The 19,388-nt window shown below is 41.2% G+C and carries 18 protein-coding genes and 1 tRNA gene; 6 read left to right on the plus strand and 13 right to left on the minus strand.

Features of this window, described 5'->3' with window-relative positions; translation table 11 throughout:
* The first annotated feature begins 481 nt into the window (after positions 1-481).
* Entirely contained in the window at positions 482-1,030 is a 549-nt protein-coding gene (locus tag H6G28_RS19535) for a Uma2 family endonuclease (RefSeq protein ID WP_190673302.1), read from the plus strand.
* A gap of 216 nt (positions 1,031-1,246) precedes the next feature.
* On the opposite strand, the gene H6G28_RS19540 is transcribed toward H6G28_RS19535, so the two are convergent.
* From H6G28_RS19540 to H6G28_RS19550, 3 genes are all read right to left on the minus strand, one after another.
* A tRNA-Gly gene (locus tag H6G28_RS19540) sits at positions 1,247-1,318 on the minus strand.
* Positions 1,319-1,370: 52 nt separating this feature from the next.
* Positions 1,371-4,538 carry an efflux RND transporter permease subunit gene (locus tag H6G28_RS19545; RefSeq protein ID WP_190673306.1) on the minus strand — a complete coding sequence of 1,056 codons (3,168 nt, stop codon included), beginning with the start codon at positions 4,536-4,538 and terminating at the stop codon, positions 1,371-1,373.
* A gap of 376 nt (positions 4,539-4,914) precedes the next feature.
* Positions 4,915-6,372: an efflux RND transporter periplasmic adaptor subunit gene (locus tag H6G28_RS19550; protein ID WP_242054618.1), complete on the minus strand. Its 1,458-nt coding sequence runs from the start codon at positions 6,370-6,372 to the stop codon at positions 4,915-4,917.
* Between the two features lie 500 nt (positions 6,373-6,872).
* On the opposite strand from H6G28_RS19550, the gene H6G28_RS19555 reads away from it, so the two are divergent.
* Positions 6,873-7,748: an Npun_R2479 family HD domain-containing metalloprotein gene (locus H6G28_RS19555; protein ID WP_190590738.1), complete on the plus strand. Its 876-nt coding sequence runs from the start codon at positions 6,873-6,875 to the stop codon at positions 7,746-7,748.
* A gap of 155 nt (positions 7,749-7,903) precedes the next feature.
* Here the strand turns inward: H6G28_RS19555 and H6G28_RS19560 are convergent, their stop codons facing one another.
* Together H6G28_RS19560 and H6G28_RS19565 are read right to left on the minus strand one after the other, a co-directional pair.
* Positions 7,904-8,137, minus strand: coding sequence for a hypothetical protein (locus H6G28_RS19560; protein ID WP_190673309.1), 234 nt, complete (start codon positions 8,135-8,137; stop codon positions 7,904-7,906).
* Between the two features lie 54 nt (positions 8,138-8,191).
* Complete coding sequence (locus H6G28_RS19565; RefSeq protein WP_190673311.1) at positions 8,192-8,326, minus strand: IS4/Tn5 family transposase DNA-binding protein; 135 nt, start codon at positions 8,324-8,326, stop codon at positions 8,192-8,194.
* 709 nt (positions 8,327-9,035) lie between these two features.
* Between H6G28_RS19565 and H6G28_RS19570 the strand changes: the two genes are divergently transcribed.
* The 3 genes from H6G28_RS19570 to H6G28_RS19580 all read left to right on the plus strand — a co-directional run bounded on the left by H6G28_RS19570 (position 9,036) and on the right by H6G28_RS19580 (position 11,666).
* Complete coding sequence (locus H6G28_RS19570; protein WP_190590740.1) at positions 9,036-9,539, plus strand: DUF2808 domain-containing protein; 504 nt, start codon at positions 9,036-9,038, stop codon at positions 9,537-9,539.
* 630 nt (positions 9,540-10,169) lie between these two features.
* Positions 10,170-10,403, plus strand: a complete 234-nt coding sequence (locus H6G28_RS19575) for a hypothetical protein (RefSeq protein WP_190590741.1) — start codon at positions 10,170-10,172, stop codon at positions 10,401-10,403.
* A gap of 114 nt (positions 10,404-10,517) precedes the next feature.
* Positions 10,518-11,666 carry a serine/threonine-protein kinase gene (locus tag H6G28_RS19580; RefSeq protein WP_190673314.1) on the plus strand — a complete coding sequence of 383 codons (1,149 nt, stop codon included), beginning with the start codon at positions 10,518-10,520 and terminating at the stop codon, positions 11,664-11,666.
* A 31-nt stretch (positions 11,667-11,697) separates the two neighbouring features.
* Here the strand turns inward: H6G28_RS19580 and H6G28_RS19585 are convergent, their stop codons facing one another.
* The 3 genes from H6G28_RS19585 to H6G28_RS19595 form a co-directional block, all read right to left on the minus strand.
* Positions 11,698-12,750, minus strand: coding sequence for an AI-2E family transporter (locus tag H6G28_RS19585; protein ID WP_190673318.1), 1,053 nt, complete (start codon positions 12,748-12,750; stop codon positions 11,698-11,700).
* A 56-nt stretch (positions 12,751-12,806) separates the two neighbouring features.
* Complete coding sequence (locus tag H6G28_RS19590; protein WP_190673321.1) at positions 12,807-13,472, minus strand: TMEM175 family protein; 666 nt, start codon at positions 13,470-13,472, stop codon at positions 12,807-12,809.
* Between the two features lie 100 nt (positions 13,473-13,572).
* Positions 13,573-14,943 carry a cytochrome P450 gene (locus H6G28_RS19595; protein ID WP_190673324.1) on the minus strand — a complete coding sequence of 457 codons (1,371 nt, stop codon included), beginning with the start codon at positions 14,941-14,943 and terminating at the stop codon, positions 13,573-13,575.
* A 132-nt stretch (positions 14,944-15,075) separates the two neighbouring features.
* Here H6G28_RS19595 and H6G28_RS19600 point away from each other — a divergent pair, with 132 nt between their 5' ends.
* Positions 15,076-15,708, plus strand: coding sequence for a TetR/AcrR family transcriptional regulator (locus H6G28_RS19600; protein WP_190673327.1), 633 nt, complete (start codon positions 15,076-15,078; stop codon positions 15,706-15,708).
* Between the two features lie 396 nt (positions 15,709-16,104).
* Here H6G28_RS19600 and H6G28_RS19605 read toward each other — a convergent pair whose 3' ends face one another.
* The 5 genes from H6G28_RS19605 to H6G28_RS19625 form a co-directional block, all read right to left on the minus strand.
* Positions 16,105-16,296, minus strand: coding sequence for a hypothetical protein (locus H6G28_RS19605; protein ID WP_190673330.1), 192 nt, complete (start codon positions 16,294-16,296; stop codon positions 16,105-16,107).
* A gap of 73 nt (positions 16,297-16,369) precedes the next feature.
* On the minus strand, positions 16,370-16,999 hold the full coding sequence (locus H6G28_RS19610; protein WP_190673333.1) for a PAP/fibrillin family protein: 630 nt from the start codon (positions 16,997-16,999) through the stop codon (positions 16,370-16,372).
* Positions 17,000-17,051: 52 nt separating this feature from the next.
* The gene (gene pyrR, locus H6G28_RS19615) at positions 17,052-17,588 is read right to left on the minus strand and encodes a bifunctional pyr operon transcriptional regulator/uracil phosphoribosyltransferase PyrR (RefSeq protein WP_190590749.1); all 537 of its coding nucleotides are present in this window, start codon (positions 17,586-17,588) and stop codon (positions 17,052-17,054) included.
* Between the two features lie 49 nt (positions 17,589-17,637).
* Positions 17,638-18,594, minus strand: coding sequence for an adenosylcobinamide-phosphate synthase CbiB (gene cbiB, locus H6G28_RS19620; RefSeq protein ID WP_190673336.1), 957 nt, complete (start codon positions 18,592-18,594; stop codon positions 17,638-17,640).
* Between the two features lie 225 nt (positions 18,595-18,819).
* Positions 18,820-19,263 carry an Rrf2 family transcriptional regulator gene (locus tag H6G28_RS19625; RefSeq protein WP_190590751.1) on the minus strand — a complete coding sequence of 148 codons (444 nt, stop codon included), beginning with the start codon at positions 19,261-19,263 and terminating at the stop codon, positions 18,820-18,822.
* Positions 19,264-19,388: the final 125 nt, after the last annotated feature.

The raw sequence follows: 19,388 nt of genomic DNA on the forward strand, positions 1-19,388 counted from the left end.
GATTCCCGACATTTTTTGAGTAGTCAGTAAGAACAGTACGGCGGCTGATAGATAAAAGGTATTAATCTTGGCTATGATGCTCCCAGTTCTCAGATAGTGGCTTTGGCGTTACGTCATGCAATCAAAAGACAATTTAGGATACGGAGAGCGATCGCTTCATGATTGACATCCCATTTTGCATAAAAATTCTTGGGTGTCATTCCTAGCTGACATCAAGCAAAAAAAGTACGCCTACCTTTGGGCAAAATACAGTCTAGAAGACGCTCAAGAAACTTAGGACTTACGCAATAACCCTCTCAAATCCTCTTAACTTCGTGTCCTTTGCGTTCTTTGCGGTTCGTTTTTTCATGATTTTGCGTAAGTCCTGAAACTATACCAGGACTATAAAAGAACAGAGATTAACACCCTAGAACCTTAGTTCAGTTAGACTCTTGTAATTACGAAGTAAAATAAAGATAGCCAAGCCAACTGCACAATTGCCATGACCAGAACACTCATCCACTGGACAGTTGAAGACTATCATCGGATGATCGCAAGCGGTTTGCTGGCAGGGCGACAGGTAGAATTAATTGATGGGCAGATTTTAGAAATGCCTCCAGAACTTCCGATTCATCGAGCAACATATCGACGAGGCGTGAAGTATCTAGAACAATTGCTAGAAAATCAAGCCGTCATCTTCTCAGCAGCACCAATTACATTGCCCAAATATAGTGAACCACAACCAGATATTTGCGTCGCGGTTCCCCCAGAATCTCGCTACGATGAACGCCATCCTGAACCAGAGGACATTTATTGGCTAATTGAGGTTTCAAACTCTACACTAGCTTACAATTTAAACGAAAAAGCCAAGCTCTACGCCAAAGGCGGGATTCAAGATTATTGGGTATTGGATATAGTCAATACTCAATTGTGGGTGCATCGAAATGCACAAAATGGAGAATATCAGTCAGTTGTGCGTGTTTCTACAGGTGTGTTAACTCCACTGGCGTTGCCTAGTATAGTGGTTGAAGTTGCTCGTTTGCTGGGCTAGTGAAGCATGGCTGATACAATTTAAGCCTTAAGGTCATGAAATACATCAAAGTCAAGGATTCAAATCTACAGTGATTTACACCCTTATACCAATTTAAGATGAAAACTATAAAAACCAATTACCCCCCTTAATCCCCCCTTGGAAAGGTGGGAAACTAAGCAATCTAGTTCCCTCCCCTTTACAAGGGGAGGGTTAGTGTGGGGTAAAATACTGAAAAGCGGGCGATGGGACTCGAACCCACGACGTTCACCTTGGGAAGGTGACATTCTACCACTGAATTACACCCGCAAATACTAACTGTTAGCTAAGTCAAAGCTAACAGAGATTATACCATAATTGATTAGTTTTGGATTTCCGAGACAGATGTGTTGTTTGGCGATCGCACATTCCTCACTTCTCTGTCTTCCGCAGGTGGTTTTTTACCGAAACCGTAACGCAATGTATTCAAAATCCAAGTTTGGAAGTTATCAATATAGCTAAATATGACTGGCACTACTACCAAAGTCAGCAATGTAGAGGTGGTAAAGCCTCCCATAATGGCAATGCCCATTGGTTGACGCACTTCGGAACCTGCGCCAATACCCAAGGCGAGGGGAAGAGTACCTGCAATTGTGGCTAAGGAAGTCATCATAATTGGACGCAGACGTGAAACACCAGCTTCTATCAAGGCTTGGCGTTGGTTCTGCCCTTCCTGCATATTGATGATTGTGTAGTCTACCAACAAAATCGAGTTTTTGGTGACAATTCCCATTAACAACACAATCCCAATCAAGGCGTAAATTCCCAGGGGTTTTTGGGCGACCATCAAGGAGACTAATGCACCACCTAAGCAAAATGGCAATGCGGCCATAATCGATAAAGGATGCAGAAAGTTGTTATATAGCAGCACCAGAATTGCATAGATGCACATAATCGCTAAAGCTAATGCACCACCAAATCTGCCAAAAATTTCCTGCATAATTTTGGCACTACCAGAAGGTTGTTGAACAACTCCAGGTGGTAAGTTTTGCATTGCTGGTAGCTGATTTACGGCTTTGACTGCTTCTCCCAGAGATATAGTTTGTAAGTTGGCTTCTAGTGCGACTTGACGGGCGCGGTCGTAACGGCTGATGGTGGCGGGGCCACTGCCAAACTTGATATCAGCCACAGCGACTAGCGGAACTAAACTCCCGTTTTGGCTGGGAACTTGCAAATTTCTGATATTGTTGATGTCTGCGCGGGCTGTTGGGTCAATTTGTATGCGGATGGGAATTTGCCGATCGCTCAAGTTAAACTTAGCCAAGTTAGCATCATTATCACCAATGGTAGCTAAAGAAGCTGTCCGGGCGATCGCTTGCACTGTTACACCCAAATCGGCGGCGCGTTGCGGGTTGGGTATAACTAAAATCTCTGGTTTGACTAAACTAGCAGTCGAAGAAACTTCTACTAGTCCAGGAATATTCCGCATTTGTTGTTCTAAATCATTAGCGGCTTGGGTTAAAGCTTCAGGATTTTCACTCCTAAGAACAATAGATAATGCTTTACGACCACCTCCAGGCCCTTGATTTTGAAAACTAATTCTTGCCCCTGGAATTTCTTGAAATAACGGACGGGTTTGTTCTTCAAATTGTTTTTGGGAAATATTGCGTTCTTCTTTGGGCTTTAACTGAATTGATAAAGTTGCTGAGTTGATTTCTTCTGTGGCTAACACTTTTTCTACCACGGGGTTTTGGCGAATAATGTCAGTTGCTTGAGTCACTACTTTATTGACATCTTCTAAGGTGGAACCGGGAGGAACTTCAATCGCAACGTTAGAAATGCCAAAGTCACCGTCATCGACAAAACCTTTGGGAATCAAGGGAACTAACATCAAACTGGCGATGAAAAACGCCATTGCGATCGCAATTGTGGTTAACTTATGGCGTAATGCTGTTTGTAATAAGGATTTATACGGCTGAAACTGATGTTTTGGTTGTGGCTTTTTGATTTGACGATAGAAGATTTGACTTAATCTGTTCTTAGCATCTGTAGCACTAGATTGATGTTTTTTATCCTTTAATAAATACGCCCCCATCATCGGCGTAATCATCCGCGCTACCATCGTGGAAAAAATTGTAGACACCGCCACAGTCACACCAAAGGGTTGAAAAAACTGCCCAGGAACACCCCCCATAAACGCCACCGGGAGAAACACCGCAATAATGGTTGCGGCACTCGCCATCACAGCTAAACCCACTTCGTCGGAAGAGTCAAAAGCTGCTTCCCAAGGTGATTTCCCCATTGCTATATGCCGTTCCATATTTTCAATTTCCACCACGGCATCATCTACTAAGTTGCCGACAGCCAAAGCCAATGCTAACAAAGTCATATTATTGAGGGTATATCCCAAAGCTTGCTGCACCGCAAAGGTCGGAATCATTGATAAAGGTAGGGCAACGGCAGTAATTAAAGTTGCTCGCCAATCCCGTAAAAAAAGTAAAATCACGATGATTGCCAGCACTGAGGCTTGAATCAACTCATCAATGGTGCTTTGATAAGATTGACGAATAATATCGGCTCTGGTAAAAATTAACTCTATTTTGATATCTGGGGGCAGGGTTTTTTGTAGTTCGGCGACTGCGGCTTTCACGCCTTGTTCTACACTCACTACCACGCTGCCAGTACTCCGCAATACTTGAAAAGCTACCACGGGTTGATTATCCAAACGGGCAGTTTGTCGCACATCCGCGTATTTATCTTCCACCGTACCCAAGCTGGATAAAGGTATAGAACCCCCACTAGGCAACAGAATTTCATAAGTTTGCAGCAGATTCACACTGGTGGCACTACCAAGGGTGCGTATTGTTTGTTCACTACCGCCAAGTTCAGCGCGTCCACCGGGTAAATTGATGTTGAAAGCCCGAATTTGGTCGTTTACTTGGGTGGCGGTGATGCCTAAAGATTGTAAGCGGTCAGGGTCGAGGTTAATCCGAATTTCGCGGTCAACCCCACCAATGCGCTTGACTTGTGCCACACCTTTGACGGTTAACAAGGCGCGGCTAATAGTTTGGTCTACGATGTTGCTTAATTCTTCAACAGAACGCTGATCTGATTTGACTGCATAAAAGATAATCGGGCCGCCAGCAAACTCTAAACGTTGTACTACGGGGTCATTAATATCTTGGGGGAGATTTTGGCGGATTTGAGCGATCGCATTTCTGACATCATTGGTAGCGCGATCGCTATTTGTTCCTAAAACAAAATTAATCGTGGTGGTAGACTTACCATCACTGACACTAGAAATCATATTATCGATGTTGCCCAACCCAGCGACAGCATCTTCAATTTTTTTCGTCACCTGCGATTCCAGTTCTGCTGGCCCTGCACCCGGTTGGGTAACAGTCACAGAAACTGCTGGGACATCAATGTTAGGGTTGGTGTCGATTCCCAAGGAAATGAAAGATAACCACCCAACAACTGTCAAAATTAAGAATAAAACAATGGTGGGAACAGGTTTTTTAATTGACCAAGCCGAGATATTGAAGGACATTTTTGGTGTGGGAGTGAGTGGGAAGTGTGGGAAGTGTGGGGGGTGTGGGAAGTGTGGGGAATATGGAGGGTAATTTTTTGGATACTTAGCTAGAAATCCCACACAAAATTTCGTTCACCCAGACAAGGGAGATAAGGGGGACAAGGGAGAGACTTTCAAGGGCAGGCTTTTTTTATTAGACAAATTTTTGGGCTTTTAAAACCAAAATTATTGTCTGAACAGTTAAAACTACGTTTCATAATTGAGAATATTCTCAACTATTTATCGAAGGTTTAAAAACCTGCCCTTGAAAGGGGGGGACAAGGGGGACAAGGGAGAAAAACAAATGACTCTTAAATATGTCACCTGTAACCTATCACCTGTAACCTATCACCTGTCACCTGTTACCTGTCACCTTGACGCGATCGCCATCTTTGAGATAACCTGCACCATCAACGATGACGCGATCGCCTAATTGCAAGCCATTTTTAATTTCTACGAGTTCGCTATTTATTGGTTCTCCGACTTCTACTTTCTGGCTTTGGACGAGATCATCACCAGAGAGTGTGTATACAATGGCACTGCCATCGGCTTGGGGTTGTACGGCTTTTTGTGGTACTGCCATTGCCAGTGCTGTGTTTGTTGTAATAGCCGCACGGGCAAACATCCCTGGCCGGAGTAAGTTGGTTAAAGGTAAGTCGATTTTGACTGTTGCTTCTCGGCGTTTATCGTTTACTAAAGGTTGTATTTCTCTGACTCGCCCTTGCAACTGCACGCGATTGTCAATATCGGAGGTAATTTGTACAGCCGCGCCAATTTCTACCTGTGGTAATTGAATTTCGGGAACTTCGGCTTGCAGTTCTAATCTGCCATCCCGAATAATCGAAAACAGTTTTTGTGTTCCCCCAATCACCGTCCCTACTTGGGTTTGAGGCGGAATACCTGTAACATCACCCACTCTGGCGAGTTTTTCCGCCACAATTCCCGAAATCGGGGCGCGGACTACGGTTTGTTTTAACTGTGTTTGTATTTGTACAACTTTAGCCACACTACTACGTACATCTGCTTCGGCTTTATAAATATTAGCGACAGCACTCCCGGTAGTAGCTTGGGCGCTAATTACATTGGCTTGGGCGCTGCGAATATTTTCTTCAGCCAGTCGCACCGCCTCGGTAGCCGTTTTGACTGTGTAGGCGCGAGTATCCAGTTCTTGCAGACTAATCGCCCCAGCCATTGCCAATTTGCGATAACGCAGATAATTCTTTTGGGCTTCTTCTAACCTAGCTTTGGACTGGGCTAAATCAGCTTTTCTTTGCCGCACGATCGCTTGATAAGATGCGACAGTAGCTTGCTGTGAGACTACACCAGCCTGTTTGGAACCCACATCAGCTTGTTTGGATTCTACCTCGGCTCTGGCTCCACTCATTTGGGCTTGCAACATCGAATCATCTAAAATTGCCAAAACTTGTCCCTTTTTGACATAAGTGCCTTCCTTAATATCTTCAGGAATAATTTTGACTTGCAAACCATTGGCTTGGGGCAGAACTGGAATTAAATCACGGGCGGCGATCGTACCTGTAGTATTTAAGGTGCGAGAAACACGAGTAGTTTCGACCGGGGAAACAGTCACCGTCAGGACTGGATTAGATTGAGGCGTGATTTTATTCGCTACAGCTTTGTCTTGCCTCGCTGGTAATTGAGTTAACACACCCATCCCACCTAATGCGATCGCTATCCCCACGCCAACACCCATAAACATTGGTGTTAACCAAGGGCGAGTCGGTTGTCTGGCTGATTGCTGCCATGCTTCGACATTTTCTTCTCGTTCTAGTTCTGGAATCCTTTCATCACTCAAGAGACGCACCTCCACTGCGGAAACACACAAAATGTTAGTTATTTTTAAGAAAGTTTGCGACTAGTTACCGTATATTAAATCTGACTTCTATCTTTAGTTTTGACTGTAATAATCCCCAATATGACTACGATGACATAAGTCATGTTTTTTATTATAAAGAAAAAGAAAAAACCGTAATTATACGTAAATTCCTACTTTATCTGACTTTGTATTTCCATCACACTCTGAGTCTTATTAACGTCACAGATCCTTTGTATGCAGATCACTGGATTTTGTGCATAAATATGAAACACTGATGAGCGTAGGATACGCCAAATAGTGTCTGTTGACAGGCAACTAAGAAAGTATACCTATCATGTGAACCAGATTCCCGCAACTAGCATTCACAGCCATACTTGGGTTAAAAAAGATGAATATACTTTTCAATACCAACTAAAGCCTTAATTTTGGGAATATTAATCACAAACAAGAAATCTTTTGATCTGAACTGAGCAACCAATATGTTCAACGCCACTGAAATTTTAATAGATGCTTTTGTCAAGCAAATTCGAGAAGGCTACAGTCGTACTTATGGCTGTCTCAAAAACGATTATCAAGACATCATAGCCTGGGCTGGGAGCATGGCGTTGGAAAATATTGCCAATAGCGATGCCCTATATCACAATGTCGAACACTCTATTTTAGTCACCTTGGTAGGGCAAGAAATTTTACGTGGCAAACACATCCGCGAAGGTGGCGTTTCTAGTGAAGATTGGTTGCATTTTATTATCTCCTTAGTTTGCCACGATATTGGTTATGTCAAAGGAGTTTGCCGCCAAGACCAAGAAGCCGCAAGTTTATACGCCACAGGGAAAAACGGCAGAATGATTTCCCTGCATCCTGGTGCTTCTGATGCCAGTTTGACACCTTATCATGTCGATAGAGCCAAACTATTCATTGATGAGCGTTTTGGTGGACACAAGCTCATAGATGCTGAAGTGATTAAAAGTAACATTGAATGGACTCGCTTCCCTGTACCCGCAGCCGAAGATCATCATGACACTATTAGCTTTGCTGGCTTAGTACGGGCGGCTGATTTAATTGGACAATTGAGTGACCCCCGTTACTTAAAGAAAATTACCTCGTTATACTACGAGTTTGAAGAAACGGGGATGAATAAAGTTTTAGGCTACGAAACCCCAGCCGATTTACGCAAAAACTACGCCAAATTTTATTGGAATGGCGTACATCCTTATATCAAGGATAGTCTGCGTTACTTATCACTCACCCAACAAGGCAAACAAGTGATGGCAAACCTCTACTCCAATGTGTTTGTCGTCGAACATGAAAAAATTCAAGAAGAACAAATGTACATCATGGAGCAGTTACATGCTTAACTTGTAGTCATTTAGCATCAGTTTGACAACAAGCTAAGTAAGTCAAGAACAATAAACGCCAAGCAACGATGCTATGAGTAGCCAAATGTGTGCAGTTTCCAGTTGTAGCTTCTCGATGCCACAACCACTTTTCAAAACATAATGATAACGTTCAATCAACCAGGGATAACTGTTGTTGCTCTATGATGCCTAATGGTTATTCCCTGTGGCAAGACTGTCAGGACTGAGTGGACTTTTAATCCTTGAGCATATTTGCTATCGAGATATCCTGTTCTCGATAGGTCTTTGTGAGTCGTGTAGTTGAGTTCTGTGGCATCTTGAATCGCCAACACTAACCCATGCTTACCTATTCTCTCTAGTGTTGCATCTCGATGTCCTTGTCTAATCATGGATGGTTTGATGTAGGGTAAATCCTAAAAGTCATGGGTGGCTTTAGTTGCCGCCTATGTGCCACTGGCTTGGGGAATACTTGCTTCTGGTTTAGTACTTAAATTTTCTACGATTTTGATTAACCGTTTGGTTCTTCTGATGTCTCCTAATTCTATTGTTTCTAGTTCTTTTGTGATCCATTGTTCCATGCGCTGACTTTGGTAGATTTTCTCTCTTTTATACCAACTACATCTTTTCTCCCTTCTGTCAATTTTTCTGTTAAGAAATATGTTTATAATAGATAGCTTCAAAAGGGAGGGCTAGGGGGATCTAAAAGTATTTGATACATCACAAGCATGTTTTAAAACATCCTCTGAAGAACAAATCTATCTGTGTTTATCTGCGGTTAATGATTTTTGTTTGTACGTCACTAGGTTCAGAAAAGCTATAGGACTCATATTTGATTTGGGAAAAAAATCAGTACACTCAGATCAGGTTTCTTTCCTACTCCCGACTCCCCATTCCCTATTCCCTACCTATCGCGCTTGCGCTGCGCTTCGCGCACCACACAAATAAATTCAGAAATCAAACCGGATTCCTATATGTTTGATTATCAATACATAAATTATGGGATTTCTCCCGTTTGCAAGGAGGGATTTAGTCTCTGAAACACCATCTAATAATGGGTGTTTAAAATGCTGCTTACAGTCAGGTAAGTTAGTGGTTGTATGGTACGTAACCCTTGAATGGTAAACCTTTTGAGCCTCAATAACTATTTTTGATATAGAAATTAAAGCCAACTCTTTATAAATTTTAATTTATTACTCAGCGTTTTTTCATGTTAATCAACTAATGTATTGATGTAGATAGATTGCATAACAGCAAGGTATTGTTTCACCCCAAAGTGAGGTTTTAATTATGAAAGCTTTAATATTTGGTAGTTTGTCTGCTTTAATACTCACAACAGCTTCTACGGCTATAGCTACCCCAACCAAATCTCAACAGCTAGATTCTGCATCATCGTCTCAAATTGCCTATACAGTTAATGTTCCGAGTATTACCAACTCCGGAGTGAGAAATGATACACATTTCATTAAAGTTGCGGTACTGGGAATGTCTGTACAAGACTTAATGATTTCTCTACCCAACCAAATGGAACGTTTTACTAATGTTCGGGTGGTAGATGATTCGGGTAAAGAGATTGCAGCAAAAACAGAAATCACAAAAGAGCGTTTGTCAATTACTTTTGATCAACCAATAGCTTCTGGTAAGTCTGTAGAAGTGCAGTTGACAGGTGTACAAACAAAAATTTTAGATGGAAGAATATTACTCTATGGAGTCACCGCTAAACGAACTGGCTTACAAGGGGAAATTCCTGTAGGTACAGCGAGAATTGACCTGCCTTACAAAAATGCCAATTAAAGTTGGGAAATAAGTAGATTGGTGTAATTTACCATTTATCCTGTTGTTATTAGTTTTACTTTTCCTAATATAGTTTGGTTTATTATCACCAACTTACTTATTGATATCGTGTCTTTGAGAGTACAGAGGTGTAGGAAAAAAGTTGTGCGATCGCTGCATCTTGCACCAACTGTTTTATTATTTGTAAATAGTCCAATGATCGGTGATTTTTTCTAAAATTCCCGAACCAAAATTAACTATTAGAAGGTTATCAGACAAATAGACTAGCGGATAAATTCTACTTCTACAGGCGATGAAAAATGCGATCGCTATTTAGTAAACCTGAAGCATCAATGGTTGCTTTCTGTTCGCCAACTGACCGAATATAAACAGGACTTACGCATCAAAATTTTCTGTGGGGATTGGGTGTAAGGGTGAAAGGGTATGGGGTGTCAGGGTTTTGAATACTTACACCCTTACACCCTCATACCCCTGCACCCTGTTCTAAAACCTTATTTTTTCGTTTTTTTGCGTAAGTCCTAATAAAGTACATTATTCCGGCTCTGAATATGTAAATGCAATAGCCGATCCAAGGTTAAAATAGTGGTTCTGTAACCAAATTAAGCGATCGCCTAGTCCAAACATCAAACTATGAATTATCAAATTTGCGATTTGGAAGCGACTCCCGAATGGCTGAAAATGGAATCAATTGATTACATCGCCGAATGTTTAGAGACTTGTGAAACTCTAGAAATGGTGGCTGACTTACGAGAAATCTTTCCTCGCCAGACACTACGTTCGGCAAGTATCAAGGTATGTGAAGCACAACGCCAAAGGCTGATTAATTGGTTGCAGGTGTTGAATCAACAGGATCAAGTTGCATAAATTCTCCCCAGTGGTAGAATCATCGGTTATTTTGAAGTTACATTTAGCAAATATCAACACTCTTCCGTCAAGTAAAAGGGACAATAAAAACAAGTCTCCCTCAGTTCGCAACGCATGAGCTACTGCCTTAATCCTCGGTGTTCCAAACCAGAAAATCCGACTGATGTGAAGTTCTGTACGACTTGTGGTTCTAAGCTTCTCCTTAAAGAACGCTATCGTGCCATTCGTCCGATAGGACAAGGTGGTTTTGGCAGAACCTTTTTGGCTGTCGATGAAGATAAACCCTCAAAACCGCGCTGTGTGATTAAGCAATTTTATCCGCAAGCCCAAGGTACAAATACAGTCAAAAAAGCGGTGGAGTTATTTAACCAAGAAGCGGTGCAGTTGGATGAATTAGGTAAACATCCACAAATTCCAGAACTTTTGGCATATTTTACCCAAGATGATCGGCAGTATTTGGTACAAGAATTTATCAATGGGTTAAATTTAGCGCAGGAGTTAGCCCAAAATGGGACTTTTAGCGAAACGCAGATTTATCAACTATTACATGATTTATTATTGGTGTTGCAGTTTTGTCATGCTAGACAAGTAATTCACCGTGATATTAAACCGGAAAATATTATTTTACGTGAGAGCGATCGCAAACTAGTTTTAGTGGATTTTGGCGCAGCTAAATCGGCAACTGGTACAGCTTTAAATCACACTGGTACAAGTATTGGTAGTCCAGAATATGTAGCACCAGAACAAATTAGAGGTCGAGCAATTTTTGGCAGTGATATTTATAGTTTGGGGGCTACTTGTATTAACTTATTAACTGGGCGATCGCCTTTTGATTCTTATGATGCTAATAGTGATACTTGGGCTTGGCAACAATATTTATCTACTCCTGTGAGTCCACATTTAAGTCTCATTCTCAATAAAATGCTAGAAAGCATTCCCGCTAGACGTTATCAAACAGTAGATGAAATTCTCCAGGACTTAAATACCCAGTCTCCGCCTAATAATCAACCACATACACCTATAAAATCCCAGGTTCAGTCGTCATCACAAACTTTACCACCGCAAGTTGTGAGCAAAACACCAAGCCAAATTGATTTAGAATTAGAAGAATTAAAAACTCAATTTATAGGTGGCAAATCTCAACCAAATCAAGTACAGCCAAAAAATACCACATCGCCACCTACAAATAACAGCAAAATAGATCAAGAATTAGAAGAATTAAAAGCTAAATATTTAGGTAACAATAACTCACCAAATCCCTAATGAATTTTAATAAATTTAATTTTTAATTGATTTATGGTGTAGTATTGCCTAGTTTATCAGTGTTAAACAAGGGTTCTGCAAATCTTTTCAACAAACTGGTTAGGGGTACAGCCAGCAGAATTCCTAACACCCCACCTAATTTTGCACCACACAGCAGAGAAATAAAAATAACAGCAGGATTTACGCCAGTCATTTGACCCATTAGACGAGGTGCAACAATAGTTTCGTTAATCTGTCCCACCAACACCACTATTACTAATAACTTCACTGCTAACCAAATATTTTGGATAGCAAGTATGGGAAGAATCAAGGATACTGTCACAGTTCCACCAAAAGGGATAAAACTGGCTATCCCAATCACCAAACCAAATAATAGTCCGAAAGGAATTTGAAACACCAAAAATAAAACTATGAGTGCAGTACCTTCAATCATTGCTAAAGTTGCTTGTCCAGCAAAGTAGTTTTGGAAACTCTGCTGAATCAGAGATGGTAATTGAACATTCCAGGGTTGGGGGAATAGTTTAAACAGCGCATTCAACAAACTAGAACCGTTGAAAATTAAGAGTATGGTGAGGACGATTGTAATCAGTAAATTCAGCGTACTATCAAAGATACCAAAGAGAAAATCTACAATTTGACTGGGCAAAGATTCTAGATTTTGGGTAAATTTATCGATAACTTCTGTAGTGAGGTTGGAAGCATCAAAAGATAAGTGTGCTAGGGGTATATTGATGTGAATTTCTTGGAGTTGCTGTTGTCCTTGGTCAATTAATGCTGGTAGGCGATCGCCAAATTCAATTAATTGTTGATATACAATCGGTGCGACACCAAAACCCAGAACTAAAAAAGCTGTAACGGCAAGTATGAGAACCAACAATACCGACCAAATCCTTCCCACACCCCGTTTTTCGAGATAACTAATGGGAAAATTTAAGAGAAAAGCTAGTAAACCAGCGACTAATAAAATGCTGGGAATAGGTTGTAATTGCTGTGAGATAATTTGTAATAACCAAAAATTGAGAAACAGCACCGGAATCACAAAACACCAAACTGTCCAACGCGAAAGACTCAAATTTGCTAACATCTGATTTATTTACCTTTGAAATTATTCTTATAAATGATTGGCTAAATTCAACAAATTTATCGCAACAAATCATCCGATTTATTTAAATATTTTTCCAACGGGGAATAGATAAAGAACAGCAACACCCAAAAATAGTCCCATAACTCTTGGTTAAGATATGCCACCCCAATGGAAATCAATGCACATATCGGTTCAATTAAGGCTTTGATTTTGATTGAGCGAATTGTCACATCATCTAAATCGCTATCTACTAATTTGCCATCGCCTGTCGCATAAGACCAACTTAGCCAAGAAACAAACCCAATGACAGCGATATTTAAACTAAACCAAACTTTGACCAGAAAATTATCTGGAAAGGTCATAACTAAATCATTAGATAAAGGCACTAAAAACAAGACCATTAAATACCCTACAGAAATCCACAAATGGTTTTCATCAGTTCTCCGCAAATACTTTAATTGTCGGGAGTGGGAAATCCAATAAGTTGCGACTAAAACAAAGGTGATAGTGTATGTTCCTAAAGGTTTTAACTGACTCCACAAAAACCCATTGATATCACCATCAGTCATGCCTTTAGCATCTTCTGGTAAGTCAAATGCAATTACCATTAAAGCCATTGCAAAAGCAAAAATAGAATCACTTAAGCGTGCCAAAGATAAAATACTTTCGGAACTATTTTGAGTGCTTTGAATAATCTGATCTTGCTCTATTAATTCCTTCATAATTTCATCACCTTTACAACTGAGAGAAAAATAGATACCCGACTGATTGAAGAAGTCGGGTATCTGACCGCAACCAACTTCTCATAATTTGAAGTAAATTCTATGCAGCTGCTTTCAAGAGAAATTGAATACCGTGTCTGGCGCGGAGGGTAATAGATATCTGAAGTTCAATGTTTTGATCGCTAACGAGATCCAGTTGGAATTTTTGGGCGATCGTTGCTAGTAATAAAACAGCTTCCATCAGGGCGAAACTCTTACCAATACAAACACGCGGCCCATCACCGAAGGGAAAATACACGCCACGAGGTAGCTGTTTTTCCATATCATTAGCCCAGCGTTCTGGCTGAAACAATTCTGGTTCGGAAAAATAACGCTCATCTCGGTGCATAGCCCATTGACTAACGATTAAGTTTGTTCCTTTGGGAATAAAATAACCACCAATTTCACAATCTTGGGTTGCTTCCCGTGAAATTTCGGTTACAGGGGGATACAGCCGCATGGATTCTTTAATCACCCAATTGGTATAAGTTAACTGGGGTAAATCAGCTAGGGTGGGTGTGCGTCCGTTTAACACTGTTTTCAGTTCTGCGCTGAGTTTTTCGCGGACATCGGGATTTTGCGCCAATTGCATGAATGTCCAAGAAAGGGCGTTAGCGGTGGTTTCGTGTCCTGCCAAAATTAATGTTACGGCTTCGTCTCGCAATTGTTTATCAGTCATGCGGCTACCATCATCCGCATCTTCGACTTGCATCAGCATTCCCAATAAATCTTTGCCTGTTGCCCCACTGGCGCGACGCTGTTTAATGATGGCATAGATTGTTTCATCAAATAAGGCGATCGCTTCTTGGTAACGTCTCTCCATCTCCTCAGCACTCATTTCTTGGGTATTTTGTTTTATGTCCCCAATTTCCGACAGCGCAGACATGATATCTTTGGCTGTTTGATATTCAAACCAGTTCATTGTTTCATCCAGCGCATTACCAACACTACCTGCGGCTGTATCCTGTAAATTCTGATCAAACAGGGTTTTCATCACGATGTCGAGGGTGAGGCGCATCATGGCTGCTTGTATATCCTTCACCTCCCCATCTTGCCAAGTTTTTAACATTTGCTCGGCATAATCCACCATCACCGCACCATAACTGTTAATCTGCTGTTGGTGGAAGACGGGTTGGGCTAGTCGTCGTTGTCGCAACCAAAAATCACCTTCACTGACTAACAAGCCATTACCTAGCACTTCATGTATTAGTTGCAGGTCTTTTGTTTTCACAAACAAGAGTCTGTCTTTTAACACTTCAGTAATATAGTCGGGATTGGTTAACAGACAAAACCATTGATCATCAAATTTCAGAGGAACGATACCTTCATACTCTTGGGTGCAGCGTTGCATAAATCCCAGATGATCGCGGCTGTATTCTTCTAATGCGGTTACAGGATTGGGATGGGGTAGGGTCTGTAAATTTTTGCTCATTGTCAGAGACTCCATTTCAGTTGCTGGTTTATGTGAGCGAAGCTCATATTTAGATAATATGAGCATCATTCATATTTGTCAACTAGAATGTGAGTAATCCTCAAATATTTATTTTCATTCTGGAGATTATGTATGACTCAAAGCCCCTCAAAGCCAGTGGGAATGCGCCGCCAACCCCGACAAGCCCGCAGTCAGGAGCGAGTCAACCGGATTATAGATGTGGCAGAAAAACTGTTTATTACCCAGGGATATGATGCGACTACGACCAATGCGATCGCTTCTCACGCTCAAATACCCATCGGTTCACTCTATCAGTTTTTCCCTGATAAAACCGCCATTGTGCAAGCTTTAGCCCTGCGCTACAGCAAACTTTTACATCAAAGATTGGCAATACTCAATCATCCTGAATGGGCAGAATTACCCTTATCTACCCTGGTTGACCATTTGATTGATATCAGTGAAAAATTTTTCTGGGAGTATCCCGGCTACTATGAGATTTTCATGCAAGTCCAAGGTGTGATACCGGAAGTGCAAGCCATTGAAGATGCGGCTGATACGGAACTCATGGGAGATTTGGCTAGTTTACTTGCACAACGGGAAGCAGGGTTAGATCAGACTGATTATGAAGCGATCGCCTTTGTATTGGTAAAAGCGATCGGTAATTTAATGTGGCTTTCCCTCACTCAAGAAAAACCTTTTCGACAACGGCTGATAGCAGAAATGAAGCGATTCACCCTCAGTTACTTGCAAAACTACTTAGAGTAGACAATTGTGTAATATTTTTGTATTATGTAAGTAATACTAAGAATCCCAAGATGACAAAAATCGATGAGTTACAGATTTTCTTTCAAGAACGCAGTGCAGAATCAACCTGCCAGGGGTTCAGGTAGAGCTATTGTTCTGTTTGCTATTTAGACTAGTACAACAAGGCAAAAGGAAAAAGAAATAATAACGATACCGCAAGACTTTTAGCAATTTCTTATGGTCACTGAGTTTCGGCTTCGCTCAACTACCGCGTAGCCGAAGTGTGGTCTATTTATTTACGCCGTATTGTACTAGAGCGTTTCTCAGTTGAGTGCAGTACACGTAGATGGGGGATAGAGGCTAGAGGCTAGGGGCTAGAGAAATTTACCTCAGATGTGGAGTGTCAGAGTTTCTGAATTAAGAACCTTGTTGAATCCACTCCCGCCCTGCTTTCTCCGCAGCTTCGGGTGTAAAGTAAAGTTTGCGCTCACCAAAAACTGCACCACCAGGACTAATCAACCGAAACTGCCAGCAATCAATCTCTGTGTAAAACACCAACAGAATCATCTGATGAATGGCAACAGCTAAATGAATTTTGGTAGTAGTCATTAGTGGTAGCTCAAACTCTACCCTTGTTTTATCAAACTATCTACAGGCAAAAATGCGATCGCTTCTACAAAATTCAATCACCTGAGCCTTCTGGTAAATGCTCAGATTTAGTCAGAATAAACAAACTACCATCACCGCCACGTCCAATTCTTAAGGTTTCATCCAGGTAAGTAATGTCAAGGGTGGCGACTCTACCAGCAGGATTGTTAGCGGGAATCACCTTAAATGGATTGAGTTGCGGAGTGTTCATACCAATAATCTTCTCAACTGATAGGTAGCGTTTGTCAAAATAGACGTTGATGCGTTTGTCGGCTACAGGCTCGAAATTAGCGGTGACTCTTACATATCCTGATACTAGCCCCAGAGCATGTTTCACTTGAGCTAAATTGAAAAATCTTTTATTGCCAACATCAATCACTTGATAAACTCTACCTACCTTTAATCCTAATGGCAAGGAAGCTAAAGAACGGATTTCTCTGGCGGTGGAGTATTGCAATTGCCAAGCACCATCTAGCAAGGAAATCGCAGATACAAGCGGATGAGGGTAAGGATTAACGCTTTCTAGTTCTGTGGTTAATTGTTCAATTTCTGCGGCTGTAGTTTTGTCTAGCTGCAAATTGGTTATGGGAGAGCCATCACTGTTGATTTGGATGTTCTGAAGTGAGGCGTGCAATTTTTCTTTTGATAAGAGTTGATTAGTCAAGGGTTAAAACCTTCCTTTACTTGATACTTTGACTCCACAGTACAGAATTGACTTAATCTCCAATTAACTCCACTGCATCTCGCCCATCTAAATCTTGTAAATAAACTTTGACGACTTCTTCTTTAGCGGTGGGTAATTGTTTACCAACAAAATCTGCGTGAATTGGTACTTCTCGATGACCCCTGTCTACTAACACTGCTAAACGAATAATTTCTGGTCTACCATATTCAGTCACAGCGTTTAAAGCAGCGCGAATGGTTCTACCTTTGAAAATGACATCATCTACCAAGACGACGGTTTTTCCAGTCAAGTCAAAGGGAATGTTGGTTTTAGCAGGAGTCCGTAAGCCAATTTTGTCAAGGTCATCTCGATAAAAAGTAATATCTAAGGCTCCTACAGGTACGCTTACACCTTCTAGGGTTTCAATTTGACGTGCTAATAGTTCTGCTAAGGGTACGCCTCTAGTATAAATACCCAGAAGTACCAATTGTGATAAATCGCGCGATCGCTCGACAATTTGGGAAGCCAAGCGAGTTAAGGTACGCCGTAAATCTTCTGATGAGAGAATTTCAACTACTTTTGCACACATAAAAAGTTTGGTTAATAGTCAATAGTCAATTGACTGATTACTTCTATCATTACCTGTTTGGCAGCAAGAATAGTATAGCGATCGCTATTCCTAACCACAATAAAAAGCTATAGCGCGTTAGTTGCAAAGCTTGATTAATGCTAGTCGGCGTAATTGGGTAAATGGCATCGCCTAACAAGGGTTTTTCTTTTGCCACACCCCGATACCAATTTATGCCACCCATCTGCACGCCCAAAATTGCCGCATAAGCACATTCACTCCAACCAGAATTGGGACTGGGATCTAAAACGGCATCTCTGCGACATATCCGCCAAACATGCAACAGCTTACCCGATAACAGTGCCAAGGTAATTACAGTTAAACGACAAGGTAGCCAAGTTAAATAATCTTCCAACCGGGCGCTAAACCAACCTATATAAGTGTAAGGCGCTTCTTTATAACCCACCATTGAATCTAAGGTACTGCTGGCTTTATAGGCCAAAGCCAAAGGAACTGCACCTAAATTTGGCAAACAAGCACCAACAGCAGCATAAAACAATGGAGCCATAACTCCATCGGTGGCATTTTCGGTGACTGTTTCTAACACAGCCCGCAAAATTTCTGCTTCGGAAAGGTTTTGGGTATCTCGACCAACATAATTACTTAAAGCTTGACGCGCCTCGGATAAATTACCCGCAATTAAAGGTTGTAAAACATCTGTGGCGGCGGTTCGTAAACTTCTCAAGGCAAAACAACTAGCCAAAATAATACTTTCTATAACTATGGCCAATATTGGATGTAACCATTGGGCAACTTGAATGATTAACCAACCGATGCCAGCACTACCAATAATTACAATCATCGCCAGGAAAATTCCCGCGATTCTTTGTGTTATGGAATTTTGACATATCGATAATGCAAATTTTGTGAAGCGAGAAATTATCCATCCCATAACTTGGACTGGATGCGGCCAACCCCAAGGATCACCTATTAAGAAATCTAAAATTGCGGCGATGATTAATGTCATTTGTCCTTTGTCCTTTGTCATCAGTCATTGGTCGGGAGTATTGCTAATGACTAATGACCATTGACCCTCCGAATTTTAGATTTTGGATTTTGGATTCTTTAGGGTACAAGCCCCACCCCATTTGTCTGTAAAAATCTAAAATCGTTAATCCAAAATCCCCAAGCCCCGCACCCTTGTGGTCGGGGTCAATCCAAAATCGCAAATCTAAAATCCAAAATTACTTGACTAAACCACAAAACTTGCTTCTTCTCCTAAAGATGCTTGCCAACTGCGGGCATCGTAATAGAGATCAGCTAGGGTAATACTGTATAAAGCTTCTTTAAGTTTTTGGTTGAGTCTTTGCCAAAGAGTGTATGTTACCCAATCTTCTGCTTGTATTGGTGTTGGGTGGCGGTCAGGAATATGGGTAATAGTTTCACCGACGGCTTCTAATATTTGTCCGATAGAGATTTCTTTGGGTTCTCTTGCTAGTTGGTAGCCACCAATGCTGCCCCGAATTGATTTGACTAACCCCGAACGGCGCATTTCTATTAGTAATTTTTCCAGGTATGGTGCTGGAATGTCTTGACGTTGAGCGATCGCTCTGACAGATACTGGCCCATAATCTGGCTGTAAGCTTAAATCTAGCAATGCTTTGACACTGTAATGTCCTTTGGTAGTTAGTTTCATTATTTTTTAGTCAAGAGTCAAAAGTCAATAGTCAATGCTCAATGGTCAATAGTCACAAGTTAGAAAATTACTAATAAATAGATTTTGCCTTTGACTGTGGACTATGGATTATTGACTCAAAATCA

The organism is Nostoc sp. FACHB-190, from assembly GCF_014696905.1.
Taxonomy (GTDB): domain Bacteria; phylum Cyanobacteriota; class Cyanobacteriia; order Cyanobacteriales; family Nostocaceae; genus Nostoc_B.